The 21,487-nt window shown below is 41.3% G+C and carries 11 protein-coding genes and 1 pseudogene; 10 read left to right on the top strand and 2 right to left on the bottom strand.

What is annotated here, in order from left to right:
• Positions 1-262: 262 nt before the first annotated feature.
• Positions 263-1,573 carry a C69 family dipeptidase gene (locus tag AAG747_RS16435; RefSeq protein ID WP_346822292.1) on the bottom strand — a complete coding sequence of 437 codons (1,311 nt, stop codon included), beginning with the start codon at positions 1,571-1,573 and terminating at the stop codon, positions 263-265.
• A gap of 345 nt (positions 1,574-1,918) precedes the next feature.
• On the opposite strand from AAG747_RS16435, the gene AAG747_RS16440 reads away from it, so the two are divergent.
• The 10 genes and pseudogenes from AAG747_RS16440 to AAG747_RS16485 all read left to right on the top strand — a co-directional run bounded on the left by AAG747_RS16440 (position 1,919) and on the right by AAG747_RS16485 (position 19,859).
• Positions 1,919-3,010 (top strand): DUF1573 domain-containing protein, encoded by a 1,092-nt coding sequence (locus tag AAG747_RS16440; protein ID WP_346822293.1) that lies wholly within the window; start codon positions 1,919-1,921, stop codon positions 3,008-3,010.
• 435 nt (positions 3,011-3,445) lie between these two features.
• Entirely contained in the window at positions 3,446-5,368 is a 1,923-nt protein-coding gene (locus AAG747_RS16445) for a hypothetical protein (RefSeq protein WP_346822294.1), read from the top strand.
• 47 nt (positions 5,369-5,415) lie between these two features.
• Positions 5,416-6,531: a FliH/SctL family protein gene (locus AAG747_RS16450; RefSeq protein ID WP_346822295.1), complete on the top strand. Its 1,116-nt coding sequence runs from the start codon at positions 5,416-5,418 to the stop codon at positions 6,529-6,531.
• Positions 6,532-6,833: 302 nt separating this feature from the next.
• Positions 6,834-10,133, top strand: a complete 3,300-nt coding sequence (locus AAG747_RS16455; RefSeq protein ID WP_346822296.1) for an RHS repeat domain-containing protein — start codon at positions 6,834-6,836, stop codon at positions 10,131-10,133.
• 69 nt (positions 10,134-10,202) lie between these two features.
• A complete protein-coding gene (locus AAG747_RS16460; RefSeq protein WP_346822297.1) occupies positions 10,203-16,208 on the top strand; it encodes a DUF6443 domain-containing protein in 6,006 nt (2,001 codons plus the stop codon).
• A gap of 2 nt (positions 16,209-16,210) precedes the next feature.
• Entirely contained in the window at positions 16,211-16,714 is a 504-nt protein-coding gene (locus AAG747_RS16465) for a hypothetical protein (protein ID WP_346822298.1), read from the top strand.
• A gap of 491 nt (positions 16,715-17,205) precedes the next feature.
• Positions 17,206-18,012 (top strand): annotated as a pseudogene (locus tag AAG747_RS16470) (RHS repeat-associated core domain-containing protein); the annotation flags it as partial.
• Positions 18,013-18,019: 7 nt separating this feature from the next.
• Complete coding sequence (locus AAG747_RS16475) at positions 18,020-18,832, top strand: toxin-antitoxin system YwqK family antitoxin (RefSeq protein WP_346822299.1); 813 nt, start codon at positions 18,020-18,022, stop codon at positions 18,830-18,832.
• 317 nt (positions 18,833-19,149) lie between these two features.
• Positions 19,150-19,650 (top strand): hypothetical protein, encoded by a 501-nt coding sequence (locus tag AAG747_RS16480; protein WP_346822300.1) that lies wholly within the window; start codon positions 19,150-19,152, stop codon positions 19,648-19,650.
• Between the two features lie 5 nt (positions 19,651-19,655).
• A complete protein-coding gene (locus AAG747_RS16485; RefSeq protein ID WP_346822301.1) occupies positions 19,656-19,859 on the top strand; it encodes a hypothetical protein in 204 nt (67 codons plus the stop codon).
• A gap of 473 nt (positions 19,860-20,332) precedes the next feature.
• Here AAG747_RS16485 and hemE read toward each other — a convergent pair whose 3' ends face one another.
• Entirely contained in the window at positions 20,333-21,388 is a 1,056-nt protein-coding gene (gene hemE, locus AAG747_RS16490) for a uroporphyrinogen decarboxylase (RefSeq protein WP_346822302.1), read from the bottom strand.
• Between the last annotated feature and the right edge of the window lie 99 nt (positions 21,389-21,487).

Genomic DNA, 21,487 nt, shown 5'->3' on the forward strand with positions numbered 1-21,487 from the left:
AAACCTTCCAGGTTTTTAAAACCTGGAAGGTTTAGGATTGACAAGAGTGAATTGTCTTGTGGTTGAAATTAAGAAAAAACAAAGGAATAAGTAGTTGATGCAGAGGGGTTTTTGTGATAACTATTGTGTTTATCATAGAATTCAGTGAGCAATTATCACAGTATTCAGTGAAGAGAAAAATCTAGCAGAAATCTTTTTAAATTGGAGATGCCTGAAAACCCTTCCGGGGTTATGAGAAGTCCGAAAGGGTTTTGAGGGGTCTTTAAATGAGGGATACTACTTTTTTGTTGAGCGAGTCCAAATAATAATTATACAAGGGGGAAAATTGCCCGTTTTTTAATTTACTCTTTCGGAAATGATATTGCCATTCCATCAGCTTCTTAGTGTGCTTATGCAAACAACTTTTGGATAACTCGGTGAACGCTTCTTCTTTCGTATTTTTATTTTGTAAAAGTATCTGGTCTTTTTCTAACCATTCTTTTTGGATTTGTTGGCGTTCTTTTTCAAAAAGCGCTTTGGCACTTTTATAATTTTTGGAAACCTCCCTGAAAAATATTTCTGCTTGCCACCATAGCGACTCGTCTTTGAAAGGTCCGGGTACTTGAGTTAGGCCTTCATATAGGTTGTTTCCTGGAATGTACACTGGTTTGTACAAAGAAAGGCAAGGGTTGGAAGTTCCGGTATACCAAGTGGTGGCAATTTGGGACGTTCTCAACTCTACTACCATACTGGCGTTGGTCTGATAAGGGTTCATGCGGCCCGTAGCATGGCGACAAGCACATTTATAATTGGCTTTTGAAGGGTTAAATTTCCCTTGGTCCAAATGGTGAGTGCTAAGCAAAGTGATGGCATTTCGTATATCGAACTGACCGTCAGCTTTTTGTGCTTGCTTTTGAAGTAGTTGTTCTCTGATAGTGTTTTTGGATTTAGGTCCGAAAGCTTTCGCAAAATTAAATGTATCTCCTTTCTTGATATACTTGTGTTTCTGGGCAAACTCTACCAGGTTTTTACTACTATAATCGAAGTTTTTTTCAATCGTAAAGGTATTACTTAAGGCATGGAAGCCATGGATGGTCAAGGCGGCCCATTCTTTCTCTACTGTTTCCAATAAAAAAGCATCTTTTCTATCGGCTATCAGAAATGTATTTTGTGCCTTGTTATTACTTCCTGTTTGCTTAAATTCGGCTATTAAACCTGTAATGACTTCCATCGCTGTCTGTGCGGTAGTACTGCGTTCCAAGGCTAAACGGACCAAATCCGGGCCGGTTAATCCCGTACTTTTGGAGCCTCGCTTTACTTTACTTTCCACTTCCTGGCAGGCGATAGCCACTTGATGCTCATTGATGCCCATTTCTCCACCCCAATGTTGAGAATTTCGACTCAGCAATATTTCGAAGGTTCGTTGAGCTTGTGGAATTTGGATATGGGTGCATGTGAGATAGTTTTCCGGAGCATGCAAGGCCGGAATACGTACCAATGCTTGACCTTCATTGGCCAAGCCGTCCATATTTTTTCCTAAAATTATGGTTTGGTGACGGGTATACGTAGGGGTTGCAATAAAAATGCTGCACATGATAGTAAAAAGTTGGATTATTCAGTAAAAAAATAGTAGTAATATGCCTTTTTTATGGAAGTATTTGCTGATTTCTATTAATCAAACCCAATGCCACAGAGCTTTTCCAATTTAGACTGTTGATCTACTTTTTTTCAGACGCCGAAGGTAGGATATTTTGTTAAAAAAATTAAAAATATGAGAGCAAATGGGGAGTATTGTTGAAAAAGGGGGACTTTTGTAGGTATTTTTGATAAATCGTTGGCTTCTTCTCAAGTATATGATCCAACTTTGTGTTGTTTGTAAAGACGTTGTTGAAGAAGTAAATCGGTTTTCGGATATATTTTACCAAAAAGAGCAATCATTATGATGAAGAATCTATTGCTAAGTTTAACAATAGTTGTTGCTACCATACTCAACCTGCAAGCTCAGGGAAAAATAGTGTTTGACAAAATGAGTCATGACTTTGGGGAGATGAAAGAGGTGGGAGGACCTGTGACAGTGAGGTTTAATTTTACCAATAAGGGAGGTGGGGCACTGAGTCTTACCGAAGTACGCCCTTCTTGCGGATGTACGACTCCTGCCTGGAGTAAAGCTCCGGTGTATTCGGGAAAGACCGGCTATGTGGAAGCGACTTACAATCCCAAAGGACGACCTGGAAAATTTAATAAATCCATTACGGTGAAGACTACGGGGGAACCACAAATAGTAGTATTAAAGATCTCAGGAAATGTCATTCCACGTGACAAAGGGCCACACGATTTTTATCCTATGCAGATAGGAAGTTTGCGGTTCAAAACCACCCATCTGGTGTATGGTGAAGTGATGCATAATGGCAGCGAAGAAGCTTCTACGGTTGTTTATAATGATGGAGACAAACCTGTTTCTATCAATTTGGAAGGTTCCGAAATTCCTTCACATTTGAAGGTGTCAACTTCCAAATCTACGTTAGCTCCAAAAGATACCTTGTTGCTTTCCGTTACATACGATGCTTCGAGAAGAGGGGAGTGGGGATATAACTTTGAACATTTTGTTTTAAAAACCAATGATTTGGTAAAACCCGGCAAACGGATCAATCTCAGCGCAACCATCAAAGAAAACTTTGACAACTTGCCTGCGGATGCCAAACGTCCTTCGCTCCGGGTTGACAAAAAGACTCATGACTTCGGTAATATTCAGCAAAATATGCAGGTAAGTACTCATTTTACCATTACCAATGACGGAGAAGCGCCATTGTTGATCCGAAAGGTCAAAGCTTCCTGTGGGTGTACAGTGCCTAAATTACAAAAGACCGAATTGGCTCCGGGAGAATCTACGGATATCCAAGTATCCTTTAGCAGTGCCAACCGGAATGGAAAGCAACGGAAAAGTATCACCTTGGTCTGCAATGATCCCCAACAAGATATAACTACCCTTTGGATCTATTCTAATGTGGTAAATACAGAAGTGAAAGAATAAAAACAGTATTACACGATAGATGGCCCTGAGGTTCTTTTAATCTCAGGGCTTTTTATATCGAAAATTTCAAGTGAATTAATAGATGAAGCTGGGTGGATAGATTAACAAGGTGCGAAGTGCCCAAAATAAATATTAGCTTTGTCGGAATGAAATTAGTTATTATTCGGCAAGTCAATCCTTACTCTTTCTCTTTCCTTTTCTATGTAGTTCTAATTCAATAAGTCACAATGAGGTGGAGCTCCAGAATACATAGGTAAAATAAAGTAGCTTTTTCAATATAGGTATTGTTATCTATAAAATTGTTTTGCTTCTTTGCGTTGTATTTCTACTAACTTATGGTTATTCGTTTTTTGAGTATTAACCAAAAATCCAACTAACTCATTGATTCCCAAAAAGTACATAGCATTTCTATCCCTTTGTTTTTGCGTATTCGCAATGACTCCCTCTTCTCTTGTCTGGGCACAACAGCAAGACAGTACCTCTTTTCAAAAACACTGGAGTCTTTCAGGTGGAGTTTCTTTTCTGAATGAACAACCCCAAGTGCGGGAAGGACACCTGGGACTGACCTATCGCCCCTGGGCCTTTATGGAAATGGGTGCAGCCGCTGTGCTGCGTTATCACCAAAAGCCCCGTTGGACAGGCTTGGGCAGCCGGGGTGTATTGCGTGTTCTACCCAATGAAAAATTGCCCTTTCTACAATTGGAAGCCAGTACCTTTTTCACTCTTCCGGATTCCTTCCCTCCAACCAATGCCGCTTACCTGGGCTTGGGTTATCGCATGCCGTTGGGCAAGCGTTTGGACTTGCAGGTATTAGCCTTGAAAAACCTGGGAGAGGTGAAAGCGGAAGTTCCTCAATTGTCTTCCTGGACCGTGCGCTCTTCCCTGCGGTTTCGTTTGGGAAAGTTGGACAGAAGTGGATCGCTTAACAAAGTCCAATCCAAAAGCCCATCCGGTGATAGCAAAGCGGATACAACCCGTTGGAGTTTTGGCGGCAGCGGCTCTGTTTCAGCTGAAGGACAGGCAGCCGTGGCCATCTCTCCGGTCATCGAATACCGTTTAAACAAACACAGCAGCCTGGGTTTGGGCCCCAGTTTCCAATACCACAAGGCCGACAAAGAAACGGAAGAAACGGTGAATTACGGATTGCGTTTTTACGGCAAGTACCGTTTCTCAGAAAATTCTCCTTTCTTACAAATAGAATACGAGGGCATAAGCCGGCAGGACAGCCTGCAACAACGAAGGTTCGTTTCGACGATGCTAGCAGGTGCCGGGTATCGCTTTGCCTTGGGCGAACTGGCCGGCTTGGAACTGAGCCTGTTGCGGGACACCCGTCCACAGGCCACCGGACGGAAGAGTCCTTGGGTGTTTCGTGTGGGGTACCATACCTCTTTGGGAGCGAGCAAAAACAAAAGCTGGATGGACAAGCTCAAAGAAAAACCGTTTGACATCGGTAAGATTCGCCCGCCCCGCTTTCTCAAGCAGTTGGGTTGGGAAGGAGGCTTGGGGGTGCAACTGGGCAAGCCACCCCGGATAGAAGCTTCTCCTATGCTCACCTGGTCACCCGACAGTACCTTGACCCTGGGGGTAGGGCCCAGTTTTCAGGCTTCTAAAGAGACGTTTCAAAGCGATAGTTTACAACTGGAATACGGCCTGAGGGCCTTTGCCCGCTTTTACCTTTTGGGCAAAGCGCCTTATGTACAGGTGGAATACGAAGCCTTGCGCAATGCCTCCAAACACTGGCAATCGGGTTTGTTGGCCGGGGGAGGCTACGAATTGAAACTCAGTAAAGCCTTTGCCTTGACGGCCACGGTTTTGTACCGGTTAAGCGGAGACCGGAGCGGTAGCCCCTGGGTGATTCGCACCGGGTACAAAGGCAAAATGCCTGTCAAAGACAAGTTGATTCCGGGCTTTCATCCGCCCGAGCCCCCTTCTCTTTTGAACCAGGCCTTGCAACGTCTGGAAGGAACCCTGGGCATGGTACTGGGCGAGCAGTTGAGTCTGAACCTATCCCCGGCCCTGGCATTTAAACTGGGCAAAGTGTGGACATTGGGAGCCGGTCCCTCTTTCCTGTATGCGAAAAATCACAAAAACGGCCGGGAACACAAAGTTTACGGAGGGCGCGCCTACCTACGGTACCGCCCGGAAAACCATCTGCCCTTTTTGCAAGTGGAAGGCGAAAGCCTGCGCACCCAAGAAGGCGGTTGGAACAATGCCTTGTTGGCCGGAGCAGGAGTGGCCTTTCCGGTCTTTTATAAAGGACGGTTCAGCTTCGGCTTGTTCCGCGACCTGACCTGGAGTGGCCCCACCGCCATCAGAGCAGAGCCCTGGATTGTAAGACTGGGATTGGTGGTGGAGTAAACAGATAATTTAAAAAAGAAATAAACACTAAATCAATAATTCCAACTATGAAAAAACAATTATGGGTTTTACTGCTTTTAGCAGCCGGTTACGCACAAGCGCAAGACAACACTCCTGATCCCTGGATCGAAGAAGGCAGTGGTAATACCACCACCAATGGTAAGGTAGGTATAGGTACCAATGTATTCGATAAAGAGGATTATAAGTTGTATATCGATGGAGGTCTGCATTTGAAAAGCCAACTGAGCATTGGAACGTTAGGAATCAGTATGCACACCCTCAAATACCCAATGGGAATCAGTATGGATATAGGCGTTACCGGAGGCTGGAGACGGGAATACAGCTTTAGCAAAGCCGGAGGAGGAAAGCTCTTTGCCTTTGGGGCCTATGGAAATGGTGAAAACTTGAGTTATGGCTATATCGGAAGCAATCCGGAGGGGAATTTGGCTGATCCCTGGATGAAATTTATTCCGAATGGTTGGGTAGGGATTGGGGTTGAATGGCCTAGGGCATTTTTAGATGTGAAACAAGATTTAGTCATTTCTTCCAATGTGGATGCCCAATATTGTAGGTTTCGAGCCAATGACGATGGTACTGTCTTTATTATGCCGAAAAAAGGTTGGACTTATATTAATGGCCAAGAGAAAAACAACCGTCTATTTGTTATGAATTATGAAGAAACGGGGAATAATTATGGAGAGTTAAGGGGAGATGGCCTTTACTTAGCGTATCAAGGAGCGCCAAAAGTGAGTATTACCTCTACGGGTGATTCTTATTTCAATGCGGGTAAAGTAGGGATAGGAACGAGTTTGCTATCAGGAGACTATAACCTTTTTGTAACCAAGGGTATCCGTACTGAAAAGGTAAAAGTAGATGTGGCAGAAGGTGCATGGAAAGATTATGTATTTGAAGCAGAATACCCCCTTCCCACCTTACAAGAAGTAGAAGAGCATATCCTTCAACACAAGCATTTGAAAGACATCCCTTCGGCCAAAGAAGTGGAACAAAACGGTATTGATGTAGCCGAGATGGATGCCAAGCTCCTCCAAAAAGTAGAAGAACTGACGTTGTATATGATCGAAATGAACAAACAATTGACAAAACTTCAGAAGGAGAATCAATCCTTAAAAGAACAAGTGGAAGAGTTGAAAGATAAAATTTAGATACTATTCTTGTCTGTTTTTATATACCAAGTCATTATCGTTACTTGGTAATGACTTGGTATATAAATTTTATTAGATATTAATTTATTGTACTGCTTTTCTTGAGTGCCTATTTATGGTTATCATATCTATAAAAGCAATTGTGTAATTATTTCAGAGACCCTTGAATCGTTTCAATTACAGGATATTAGGGTGGTGGCTTTTTAGGTAGGTGCCATTACTGTGTAACGTTATTATTTATAAAAATTAACGAAAGAAATTAAAGACCAACAAAAGAGAGAACTTTAATAATATATATAAATATGCAAATCAGACCTTTGTTCATTTTTTACCTGCTGTTACTTTACAGTTTAACAGTACCTTCAACCTTGATGAAGGCTCAGGGTACCGATTTTACGCCATATATTCCTTTGTCACCTAATGCTGCAGAGTTTAATAAATATGGCACTCACCCAGTCAGTTTGGTTTCTGGGACACCACAAATCAATATCCCAATATATGAATTGAAGGTAGGGAGTATAAATCTACCTATCAGTCTAAGTTATCATGCTTCAGGGGTAAAAGTTACGCAGTATGCAAGTTGGGTAGGCCTAGGGTGGTCTTTAAATGCTGGAGGGGTAATTTCCAGGACTGTGCGGGGAATGCCAGACGAAGAGCCTTTTGGTTGGATGAACTCATCGGTAACAATAAGTGAATTGGAACAACTGTATGATTGGGGGCAATTAAATAGTTATGTTAACAATTTAATGGATAGTCATCCAGACTTCTTTTCATACAATTTACCTACGAAATCAGGGAAGTTTATTTATGGAAAAGGATCTGGAGGTTTTATCACAGTTCCTTACGAAGCCATTGAAATTATAAGAAAAAGTGAGAACAATACCTATTTGATTACTGATGATGAGGGAACAAAATACCAATTTGAACAAAAGGGGGCATTTGCGAGCGACCCGGATAACTCATCTATGGATATTTATGTTCAGTCTTGGTACTTGACAAAAATGATTTCAGCAGATAACACCGACTCCATTCAATTTGTTTATGAAACTACCTCCCCCCCTTCTTCAGCAGAGCCCGGACAGTTATCAGACACTTTCTCTAGGGTGTATATGGACACTATAATTGATCGTGACTTTAGATTGTCTCCAGACCCTATAGAAAAAACTACCACTCCGATATATCATCAGTACGTGGAATTAAAAGAGATAATATTCAATCAGGGAAAAATAAGCTTCATGGCAAATACGTTGCGAAAAGATTATAAAGGGGCGGCATTGGACACTATCATCGTGTATAAGAAAGAGAATACCACTTATACCCCTGTAAAAAAGTTTTCATTTGAATATGGGTATTTTTCAACACCAAATCCACTTAACCAATTTGATTATCGGTTAAAATTACATTCTTGTAGTGAAGAAAGTTTAACAGAGGAAAGTGTCAAAAAAACGCATCGATTTGAATACAATTCTATGCCCTTGCCTTCTACAAACTCCTATGCTCAAGACTATTGGGGGTATTACAATGGCAAAGACAACGGTGATTTACTGCCTGATGTTTTTCCTAAAGTTGACGGTGTTGGTTTTTTCACTACTGAAAACGTAGGAAGTGGGGACCGGACATCATCGGACACCCATATAATGGTTGGTATGTTGGAAAAAATCATCTACCCTACAGGAGGAAGTAGCATATTTACTTTTGAACCCAATAAATATGAGTCGAGTATTACTGAGCCTCCCAGATCATTTCAAGTAGCATTTTTATCTGTATATGGAATAGGAAAAAAACAAGTAAGTGAGGAAACAAAACGCTTTACCTATCCAAGTAAGGCCAGTCCACTTAGCGGAACTTTACGAATTACTTTTTCTCCTCATACAAATCCAGGGGCCGTTATTATTGATGCACAAGAAGTACATTTAACGGATTTAACGACCGGAGAAAAAACTATCTGGACGCATACAGGTGATTTTACGAAAGAACTAAAACTGGAAGTTAGTTATAAATTTCAACCTGGGCGTACATATGAAATAACCGGAATGGTAGAGGATGACCCTGCGACTAAGATTTATATAGATATTATTGGGAAGATGAAGAACGCACAACAGTTTGTAACTAGAAGTGGGGGAGGTATTCGTGTTAAAGAAATAGCCAATTACAACTTTGATGGCAAATTGAGTAGTAAGGAAGTTTACCAATATAATCCTTTGAAAAATGGAGTTGGGAAGGTTGTTCAAAATGATAATGATTTTCATAACAATTTTATTAGGCGTACTTATTTTTTTAGACACATTGATTGTAAAAAAAATCCATTACCTGATGATTGTTCATGTCTAGCTCAGACTGATCAAATTGTTTATACTTCCAGTAGCGTTTATCCCCAGGTTTCTTTCAAAGGTGCAGATGTTTTGTACGATCTTGTTACTAAAATTGAATATGATGAAAATAATGTACCGAATGGAAAAACCATTTATTCTTTTGATACATATACGGGAGTAGAGAAATTTTATAACCCCGGTGTACCAGGAGGTTGGTCTATACTCCAAGATATGACGGGGAGAACGGGGCAGTTATCCAGTGAAAGGGCCTATAAATACAATTATAAGTTGGATAGGTTCACGTTGATAAAAGAAGCAAAGTATACATATAGCAAGTTCAATACTGGGTATGAAGAGGGGGTTAATTTTTGGAAAAAAGTCAAATACGCAGTAGATGCCCCTTGTGTATTTCATGACCCATATGGTGACTTCGGTCGCTTTACGTATCATATGAAATTAGGAGGTTGGCGGAACACTAAAACCACAGTGAAAAATTACGATGCAGACGGAACGGTAAATGTCACGAAAACTATAAATACTTTTCAAAACCACAAACACCTTCAACCTACTGAAATTCGCTTTACCAATAGCACCGGTGATGAAGTAGTTACTACCAATCAATATGCTGATGACTTGTCTGAAAATGAATTGGGGAGAGACTTGTTAAAAGCGAGAAATATGCAATCTCAAGTATTAAGACAAGTGAAATCAATTAATACTAAACCTATGTCCAAAACCGAAGTTTTCTATGGGGCTCCGTATGATAATACCAGTACTTCGGAGGTTGAGGGGGCTGTAGTACCACTTTCGGTACTTCAATACCCTGATGGTACTTCTGTTTCAAAACAAGTAGATTATCAATATAACCAACAAGGAAAGGTCGTTCAAGTTACGCAAGTATTGGAAAAGGACGCAGCTGGAAATATTGTGAAATCGGGACCGTATACCACCTATATTTGGGGGTATGGATATACATATCCGGTATTTAAAATTGAAAACGCCCGGTATGTTGACATTTTGAGTGAACTTACTGCCAATGAATTAAGTAATTTGGAAAATGCTCCCACTCAAACACAAGTTGAAATCATCCACCAAAAGTTAAAAGAGGTATTTCCAACAGCAATGGTATATGGGTATACTTATGAGCCATTGGTGGGGATAAGCTCTCAGATAGATCCCAATGGGAAAACTACTCATTATAAGTACGACGGGTTGGGTCGCTTAGAGCAAATAATTGATCATGAAAATAATGTACTTCAAAGAAATGAATACCATTATAAAGGGCAGTAACCACTATTGTACAACACCCAATAGTATTGATAAGATAATAAATGCTCCATTTTAAGTATCTCAAATAACATGTCGTTAAAAAAAAATTTCTTTGTATTTTTATTGACTACATTTTACACTCAAACTATTTACGGACAGTGTAATTATGTATATCTTGGTAGCTCTGGTAGTGAATTAATTACAGAGTATACGATAAATAGTACTAACTCTTTGGATGAGTTGGCATTTAATTGGTATCGTGACTCGATGCAGTCCAGCCCTTTTAAATCTGTTTCTACTCATCCTATGGATGGGATAGGGGTACCTATTACTAAAAATGGGGTGTCTATTCATTGGACAAGTATGGGCAATGGGTCGTATAGGTGTAAAACTTCTTTTCCTGTTAACTCAGGTACATATTATGCCAAAGTAACGGAAATGAAATTTACAGGCATTTGTTCTGCAAATTCAACAGCACATACGGTTGGTGGTGATTCCTCTCCTAACCCTCCAAGTACCCCATCAGTGGACTGGGCGTATTATTGTAGTGGATGTACTCCTACTGCTAAGGCTTATGTGCATTTAAGTGGTGCGAATACATCCAAAGGAGAGGTTTACAAAATTTACATAAGGAGTGGTAATACATTGGTCGCCAGTTCTACTTCCGGAGAGATAGTTATTGATGAGTTTTGTGGAACATATCAATACTATGTGATTATTCAAGGAAATAGCTCACAAAGTGCAGAAAAGGTTATAAGTTTTGAAAATAAAAAACCTCCTTTGCCTACCTTTGTACAGGAAGAATCTCATATAAACCTTTGCACAGGACCTATTGTACTTAAGGTTAAAGGCGCTCCTTCAGGAGGAAGTTATCAATGGTATGATGAAAATGACAATCCGATTGACGGAGCTGTAAATGCTGAATATCGGCCTAATGTAACAAGTGCTACGAAATTTTATGTCCGGACTTTTTATGGCGATTTTGAAAACAAATGTTCCAGTGATCCAATAGCTATTTCACTTACTGATTACCTCTCCCATCCTTCTTTATCTAAGGACCTTTGGGAAGTCTGTGAGGGAAAGGCATTAAGATTAACCGCTTCTGGAGCATCAGAAGGAAATAGGTATAGGTGGTATATTAATGACGTACTTGTAAGCGAAGAAGCTGAATGGGACTATATAGCACAAACTAATGACGCGGTAAATAACAAAATCACATTTGAGGCAGAAGTCGTTTCGGGTAATGGGTTGTGTAAAAGCACAAGGTCAAAATTGGAAGTGCAGTTGGTAGAAAATCCACCGATGCCTACTGTTTCTTCTAATCCAGTTTTGGCTTGCCCGGGCTCTTCGGTAAATTTATCTGTTTATTCTCCTTCTGCAGTAGAATATGCATGGTATAAAGGCAATACATTAATTCACAAAAGTGTTGATGGGAGTTACACTACAGATATTTTGAATGAAAATACAATAATTTCAGTGACAGCCATCGGAACAGGAGGATGTGAAAGTGCTGCCTCACAAATAGTTATTGAAGTTGAACCTTCAGGTGTTCAGAATATAGATAATCCTGAAATTACTTATAATGCTGATACACAGGAGTACTCCCTTCGACATACTAATTCTGATCCGGATTACGATTTCTTTTGGATCTATTATGACCCCCGTAGTGGGCTTGAACCTGATTTTGAAACTTCTTACTCTTCTGAATATGTTTTTACTACTAAGACTCCTGGGTATTATTACATACGGGCCAGATCTAAGTATGGAAAACAATGTTGGTGGGCTTTAAGTGATCCCGTTATTATTCATGATCATACAACTCTTCCGGGTTATACCGCCAAGAAAGAAGACTTCAATTATATTAGAACATATACTTTTAAAAAGCCCACTTCCAATCCCGAGAATTTCAAAAACGAAACAGGAGAACATATTATCAATGATGTTGATAAGCTTTACAAATTTCAACGCCCTGAAGACTTGCTAGTGAATACGCAGTATGCAGATGGGCTAGGAAGAACTATACAAACTGTACAACAATTAGGAGGAGTGGAAAAAGAGGGTAAAATTTTCGATGTCATACAGCCTATAGCATATGACCTGCTTGGAAGGCAGACTAAAGACTTTTTGCCATACTTGATTGATAATGGAGTGAATGCTGGGGATATAAGGCTTGACCCTTTCCGGGAACAAGCAGATTATTATCAAACTACCTCTGGGATTGCTCACTCACAGTTTCCATATACTTTCAAACATTTTGAAGCCTCTCCGCATAATACAGTATTATATACATCATCTCCCGGAGAAAGTTGGGTTCCGACATTAGGGATGACCTCAGAAGACCACTCTTTGAAATTTATTCAAAGAAATAATACCCCGGAAGATGCGGTACGGCTCTGGACGATCCATGCTACCAGGGGCTTGCCGGAGACCTTAGCGGAATACGCGAACACAGCTACCGATCGCAATGGAGACGGTCAACCGGATGGGGAAGGGGAACTTTTTGTCAATGAGGTGACCGATGAGCACGGAAACATAGTTTTGGAGTGCAAAGACAAACTGGGCCGGGTGGTGTTGAAAAAGATACAGGAAGGAAAAGATGCTCAAGGTCAGCCTGTTTTCCTGAGTACGTATTACATCTATGACGACTTTGGCAATCTGCGCTATGTCTTGCCTCCTTTGGCGGTGCAGCAAATGGAAACCGACAATTACCACCAACATCCGGATTTTTCTTCCATTTTAAAAAATCTCTGTTTTACTTATCGCTACGATCATCGACACCGGATGGTGGAAAAGCAGGTGCCGGGGGCTGAAAAAGTAGAGATGGTGTACGACCGGCTGGACCGTTTGGTGTTCACCCGAGACGGGCAACAGCGGGCTACCGGGCAATGGACCTTTACCCTGTACGATGTCTTTAGCCGTTTGGTGGCTACCGGGGTGATGAACACCGGTTTCAACCGGGAAGCTTTGCAGAACTGGTCGGATACGAACCTGCCAAAGAATCTGACACGCAACGGACAGCCAGTGGATCTGAACACTTCCGGAGCATCGGTGGAAAAGACCGTGGTGAAATATCAGTACGAAGGTACAGATATACAGGCCAGCGAATCTATCGAATTACTGCCTGACTTTACTTTTTATGCTGGGGTGGAGGCTCCTTCCTTTGAAGCAGAGATTGTGCAACCACAATTCAACTCCCTGGAGTCGGCCGGCTATGCCAGTACAGGTACCGCTTTGCCGACTACCGATTTTGATTTGTTGACCCTGAGCTATTACGATGATTATTCCTTTACCGGCAAAGCTTTTGATGCCCACAGCCAATCGGGCTTGACTGCGGCCAAAAACCAGGTGGGGGCCACCAGCCTGGCATTGCCCGCAGTGACTGATCGGGTCAGGGGCATGGCCACCGGCTCGCTGGTGCGGGTCTTGGGTTCGGATAACTGGCTGAGCACGGTGAGTTATTACGATGCCAAAGGCCGGGTGATCCAAACCCAAGGAGACAACCACCTGGGCGGTACCGATATTTTATCGACCCTTTACGATTTTACCGGGCAGGTGATCGCCACCCACCAGGCGCATCAGACGGCTTCCGGCACCCTGGCCATCTCCCAGGCCTTTCGCTACGACCATGCCGGAAGGATACTGGAAACCCATCACCAAGTGGGAGCCAATGCCTGGGAATTACTGGCGGAAAACTCTTACAACGAGCTGGGGCAAGTCGAGCAAAAGACCCTGGCCAAGGGGGAGCTGTTCCAGCAGCAGCTGGACTATGCCTACAACATCCGGGGCTGGCTCAAAAAAGTAAATAACCCCCAGGACTTGCAGGATATGAACAGCCCGGTCAAGGACTACTTCGGCTTTGAACTCTTCTACGAAGACCATGCAAGTAATCCGCAGTACAACGGTAACATCGCCCGGATGAGCTGGCAGAGCGACCGGGACCCGGTGCAGCGCCAGTACGACTACCGTTACGATGCCCTGAACCGTTTAAAGCAAGCGGACTTTAGCAGTGCCAAAACGGTAGAAAACGGGCGCTTTGATGTGGCCCTATCCTACGATGCCAACGGGAATATTTTAAGTCTTGACCGGCAGGGCTTAAAAAGCTTTAACACGGCCCAGGACAACCAAAAAGTCTTCGGGGCGATTGATGCCTTGAGCTATACCCATGAGCCCTTGAGCAACCGTCTGGCCAAAGTGGAGGATGCGGTAACGGAGAAAGATGCGGCCGGCAGTTTTTTCAACGGGGTTAGCACGGCTCAGGAATACCATTACGATGCCAACGGCAATTTGATCCAAGACGACAACAAAGGGATTACCGCCATTCAGTACAACCATTTGAACCTGCCGGAGCGAATTGCCTTCGGGGCGGACAAGTATTTAAAGTACACTTACGATGCGGCCGGGATCAAGCTGCGCAAAGAAGTTTACGAAGAAGGCACCTTGGTGAAAACCACGGATTACGTAGGGGAATTTGTCTATGAGCAGAATATTTTGCAATTTATCCATATGGCAGAAGGGCGGGTATTGACAAAAGCCGCTTTGAGCGAAACGGCCCCGGCCTATGTGTACGAGTACCACTACAAGGATCATTTGGGGAACCTGCGGGTGGCTTTCCGGGAAGGGACCCCGGTGGATTACGAAGCCACCCTGACCGATGCGGTGACCGTGCAACAAGAAGCCACGTTCTTTGACAATCTGGAGAGCACCTGGGAGGCGGGCAGCGGAAGAGGTACCAGTGGGGCGGCCAAGCTGAATGCAGCCACGGGTAAAACGGTTGGCCCGATGGTGCAGCAGCTGGAAGTGACGGCCGGTGACAAGCTCTCAGCTGAGGCCTGGTACCGCTACGAAAACGCTTCCCCTGTGAGCCAGACCCTGTACAACGGAGTGCCCTTGTTAGGCAACGGAAGGGACAACATCACCGCTCCCACGATGACCTTCGGAATCTCCCCGATCGGGACCGCGGCCAATGGCAGCTTGCCGGTAGCCTACCTACGGATGGTGGTATACGATGCAGAAGGCAACGAGCAACCCACTCAAAACCAAGTGCGCTATGTAACAGCCAGCACCAACGGCTGGTACAAACTGAGCCTACCGGAGATCACCCTGACCAAAAACGGTTTTGTGAAGATCTTCGTGGCCAATGAAAGTGATGTAAACGTCTGGTTCGACGATCTGAAAATTACCCACACTCCGGAAGTGATAGTGCAAGAAAACCACTACTATCCCTTCGGCCTCAACCTGGCTGGACTGGAAAAACAGGGGTCGCCTGACCATAAATTCCAGTACAACGGCAAAGAAAAACAGGAGGAGTTTGGGCTGAATTGGATGGATTATGAAGCAAGAACTATGGATGCTCAATTAGGTAGGTTTCATCAAATTGATCCCCATGCTGAAAATTACCACTCATGGACACCTTATAACTATGTAGCGAATAACCCTATATTAATGATTGATCCTGATGGAAAAGATTGGGTTATAACATTAGAAACACGTGATGAAGGTTCAGTACACATTAACCTAACTTTTACTGGAAAAGTAATTAATGAAACTGGTGATGATAATATAGACATGGAATCTGTTAAAAACAGAATTGTTCATGGAATGCAAGAAGCATTTACAGGTTCAGATGATAATGTTAGTTGGAGTATTAAAGTAGATTTAAAAGTAGCTAAATCTATGGATGAAGTATCCGAAACTGATCATTTATTCCATATAACTGGAGATAATGGTCCCGTTACGGAAAAAGCACCAGGTCTCAATGAGCATGGTACATTAGATATGTTTATACATAAAAGTGTAATTGAGCAACAACCTAATACAACTAATGAGTCACATCCTTCTTATAATACTGGTTTATCTGAGAAAGGAAAACCTACATTGGAAAGAACAGCTGCTCATGAAGCTGGTCATTCAGCTTGGTTACTACACCCCACTAAGCATGTAATTGAACAAGGAGATTTACATATAGAAAGAGCTTCATTTACTAAAAATTTGATGTTTCAAGCTCAAAGGAGAGGTAATGCAGGTATGGAATTAATTAAAGAACAATTAATGATTATGTATAAAAGACGTAGCATATTAAATCAAAACAGAAGGTAATAATGATAAGTAAACAATTCATTGTAATTCCTCTATTATTTTGTTTTTTAAATTTAAAAGCACAAAATTTTGTGAAAATTGATTTTCAAGATGAATTTCAAGGAGAGATAGTAACTTTATATGTAAATGGACTTAAAATATGTGATAAACAAAAAATATATACTAACTCTGTAACGGGTGAAACGGGATTTAGTATTTTATTTACCAAAGTCGATTCAAATACATATTACATTACTCAGTTTTATCCTTTTGATTCCAAAATGCCTTATTCTAAAAATAAAATTTATAAAGAAATCAATCATATCAGTACTCATGAAACACTTAGTGTAAAAGATTTAGAACAAAAAAAGTTATGGGAAATTAAAGTAGAAATAGAAGGTAGACTATTATTAAAAAAGCAGATTGATATTTCACAAGGTGGGTATTTAGGTATTACTACTTTCAATGATAAATTAGAAGAAGGGCTTTTTATAATTCAATCAACTACTGCTTTTTACTACTACTAATCTAGGAGTAGCATTGATTTCCTACACCCTTCTATTTTTCCTGTGCCACCACAAGGAGCTTTTGCAAAGCATAGGATTGAGGGGGGGACGTATTTCCAGTGGTTCTATTTTATCTTTTTCCCGAATAGATAGGGCGGTGGTATCTTGGTTATAAGGAGTTCGTGCGTTGCTCGTTTGGGCTTCATTCCCAAAAAAGCAAGGTAGTACAGTTTCACTGTCTCCACCTTGCTTTTTTATCCATTTGCCTCACTGTGCTGCTCTTCACGGCTGTTCTCTTTTCTTTTTTCGTGGACGGCTTAGTCAATTGAATAAAAAAGCAGTGGAGAAAAAAGAAAACCATAGCCCAGTATAGGCTTGCCTGCGGGTCGTCAACAGACCGATCTTCGTAGCTCAGCTACACACAACTAGTCGCCTTTCGGCCTCAACCTGGCGGGGATTGAGAAGAAAGGAGCTCCGGATCATAAGTTTCAGACTACGCGTCCCGGTACAACGGCAAAGAAAAACAGGAAGAGTTTGGACTGAATTGGATGGATTATGGGGCTAGGATGTATGATGCGGCTTTGGGGAGGTGGCATGTAATAGACCCTGCATCAGAATTAGGGAAGCGTTTTTCTCCCTATAACTATGCCTTCAATAATCCGGTTAAATTTATCGACCCAGATGGAAATTGGCCTTGGGAAAGTAAGGTGGTAAGAAATGCCCGGAAAGACGTAAGAGAGGCAAAAAGAGCTTTTAAAAAGAATAACAATGATGAAAACTTTGACCGTCTGAAGGAAGCTAAAGATGCTTTAGCTGTTGCGAAAAAGCCTGGAGAAGGACTGAGATCAACAGCATATGGATCAAAAGCCAGGGTTGTTCCAAAAGAATCTCCATCAACTGAACCATTTGAATTGAATAAGAGTGATAAGGTAACAAAAACTGATCGGACTTTTACAAAGACTTATCCTCTTCCTGAGGGGGCGACTGATATAAGTATAGAGATGACGTATTCCACGGGGTCTATTGATAAAATTATACAAATTTTTGGTGAAAACGGGGGAAATAGTACCCTAATTAGCACAACTGATGGAAAAATATCTACAGTTGGGAAAGATGAGGGAGGTTATGGGGCTACATTAAGTGGAACAACAAATAAAGCTGAGGCAATTACCATAATATTTGATGGAGATTCACAACAAAAGGATAGGCAAGGGGAATTTGGACAATATAGCATTACTATAAGAGGACAAAAAGCTGCCAGTCCAGGTCGTAAGGGAAAAAAATATCTACAGTTAGAGATTTACAGAAAAAAGAAATAAGTATACTATGAAATATTTTATTTGTTATTTGTTTTTTAGTGTAAGTGTAATATTTTCAAATGTATTGTTTGCTCAAAATCAGATAGTTGAAGGGTATGAGGAAGGGGGTGAAAGGAGCTTTGTTGCCCATTACAAAGATGGTTATTTAGATGGGCATTATGTTGAGTTTTACAAAAAGAAAAAAAACTTTGAAGGCTATTTTAAGCAGGGAAAGCAGGATGGTTTGTGGGTGTTTTACCATACCAATGGGAAAGTGCTTATGGAGGCAAATTACAAGGATGGGAAACTTGACGGGGTTTCAAAAGAATTTAGTAAAAAAGGAAACCTCATTGTCGAAATATCTTACAGAGATCACCTCAGGCATGGGACCTGTAAATATTATACTGATAAAAAAAGATCTCCTTGGTGTATCATTAATTATGAAAATGGCCTGTTGAGTGGGGAAGCGATTAGTATGTCTAGTCATTTGACATTCATTACTACCTATTCGGAAGATAAAAAAAATGGGGTCAGTGGTTTTATAGATCCGGAGGGTACTTTTAAAAAAGTAACGGAGTACAAAGATGGAAAAGCTATTGATAACTATAAGATATATAAATCTCTGAATTTAATCGAAGAGTATGTATTAAATCAAAATACGGGCAAGTATGAAACCAAACGCGTCTACAAGGAGGGTCAGGTAGTGGAAGAAATACAATTGGTAGATTTAGATACTTCATTTATGAATAAAGCCAGATTCCCGGAAAAGCAACCTGATCGGAATCTAAAAGTATACCTTGAAAATAACCTTCTAAATTTTTTGGCACCAGTTAAACGTTAAGGACTTTTTAAGGTGCTCGCGAGAGAGAGGAAAAATGCCTTTGGCCCAGTAAAGCGGTATAGAGTTTTTCTGTACCGCTTAGTTTTATGTTGGAAGAAGCTTCCATAGGTAGTAGGTTATACCTATCCCTTTGACCTCAATCTGGCCAGAATTGAAAAATTAGGAACTTCAGAGGACAAGTTTCAGACTACGCGTCCCGATACAACGGCAAGGAAAAACAGGAGGAATTTGGGCTGAATTGGTCTTCCTTTAAATGGAGGAATGCGGATGTACAAATTGGACGTTTTCATTCTGTTGATCCACTAGCAGAGGATTATGTGTATAATAGCCCTTATGCGTTTAGTGAGAATAGAGTAATCGATGGAGTTGAGTTAGAAGGATTGGAATATTTTAGTGTTCATTATAAAATTTATGTTGATCAAAAAGGTAAACCGCATAGATCTTTAGAGCGAGTAGTTTCTCATAGAAATACAGAAAAAGGTTATGGTCGTAAAGGTCCAGGAATTAAATATATTATTACCCATCAGCGACATTCTGCTGATGGAGAAACTTATAGTTTTAAGGCAGTTCAATTTGTAAAAAATAGACATGGTATTTATACAGGGGGAAATAATCCTAAAAAATACTGGAAAGATCCTGATTCAAAAGGTAATTATGCAGATGATTACTCTTTACCACCAATCGATATTTTAGATGCTGCAGCAAAACAACATGATTTAGATTATGACGAAGTAAAAGCAGCCGGTGCGATGGATGCTCTCTTTAATAAAAAACTTTGGGCGCAGATATTGACCTTGTACAACGAGCAAATAGTGTGATAGATATGTATGATAATGAAGAGGTAGATCCTTATACTAATAAAGCCATATCTGAAGAAACCTACAAAAATGCAAAAGATGTAAGAGATTTTTTCTCTATAATTGCTAGAGATAAAGCATCTACAGGGTCAAGCTTTATTACTATAGAAGACTTAGATAAAAGATGGGAAGTAATGCAACAATTAAAAGAGAAAATAGAGATTAATTAACGCCTATGAAAATTATAATAAATAAAAAAAAAATTATTTATTAGGGTTTGTACTTTTAATTTATTTTTCATTACCAATAATTGATGAATATTTCTTTGGTTTAGACTTTTTAAATTTTAGAAATTTAATTCTGTTTATGCCTGCAAGAATGCCATATATTGGTTTACAGTTATTTTTTCCATACAGTATTTGGGTTTTTATAGGGCAGTTTATAGTTTACACCATAGTATGGTTTATATCTTATATTCTAATTAGTAGTTGTGAATAAGACCGTAACTTAGAGACAATTGGGCTATTTGTTTTATAGTACTCTTAACGGATACTGAAAAGACCCTAAAGACAAAGAGTATTTGTTGAAACTTATAAAGCTTTTTTACAAACTGCTGGAAAACAACTAAAACAAAACCCTCTTGGCATACTTATTATTGAGAAGCCAAGAGGGTTTATCTATTTTTAAACCTAACGGGCAATTGTTAACGGTTCTCTTCAACACACCTGGCACTATACTCTTTCACCGTATTGACAAAGACTTTGACTTTTTCCGGGTTGATGTCGGGATAAACGCCATGGCCGAGGTTGGCAATGTGTTTTTGAAAGCCAAATTGGTCCAACATGCTTTGGGTGGCTTTTACAATCTCTGCATCCGGGGCATAGAGGGCACAAGGATCCAGGTTGCCTTGCAGGGTTTTGTCCGGGCCGATGAGTTGACGGGATTCCCGGATGTCCATGTTCCAATCCAAACCGATAGTACGGCAGTCCAGTTTGCCCATAGCTTCTCTGGCAAAGAAGGCACCTTTGGCAAATACGGTAATGGGCACTTCGTCTATGGCATCGCAAATTTGCGCAATGTATTTCATCGAGAATTCCTCGTAATGGGCCGGAGGTAAGATTCCTGCCCAAGAGTCAAATACCTGTACCAAGTCGGCACCGGCAGCAATCTGGGCTTTCAAATATTGAATGGTGCTATCGGTGATCTTTTGTAATAAGGAGTGGGCAAGCTCCGGAGCTTGGTACAACATCCTTCGGGCTTTGGAAAAGGTTTTGGAACCGCTGCCTTCCACCATATAGCAAAACAGGGTAAAAGGGGCTCCGGCAAAACCGATCAAAGGGACCCGGCCGTTCAGTTCCTTTTTGGTAAGTTTTATGGCTTCGATTACATAACCCAGGTCGGAAGCGACATCGGCTACTTTTAACTTTTGAATGTCTTTTTCACTACTGACGGTTTCCGGAAAATACGGCCCTCTTTTTTCTACCATCTCGTAAGGTAATCCCATGGCTTCGGGTATGACCAGGATGTCGGAAAAGATGATGGCTGCGTCTACGTCCAGGTGGTCTACGGGCTGGATGGTGACTTCTGCGGCCAATTCCGGAGTGCTGACCAATTCGATAAAACCGCTGAGTTTGGCTCGTACGGCCCGGTACTCAGGCAAAATACGGCCGGCTTGGCGCATTAGCCATACGGGTACACGTTCTACTCTTTCACCACGGGCAGCTCTTAAAATCAGGTCGTTTTTCAATGTATTTGTCATGGGATGTTGGTCAATCGTGATGGAGAAAGAGGCCGGGCTCTCTCATCCAATTTATTTCCGGGAGCAAAGTTAATGGATGTTAGGATAAAAGCCTTGAAG

The sequence above is a fragment of the Rapidithrix thailandica genome (assembly GCF_039710355.1).
In the GTDB taxonomy this organism is placed as follows: Bacteria; Bacteroidota; Bacteroidia; order Cytophagales; family Flammeovirgaceae; genus Rapidithrix; species Rapidithrix thailandica.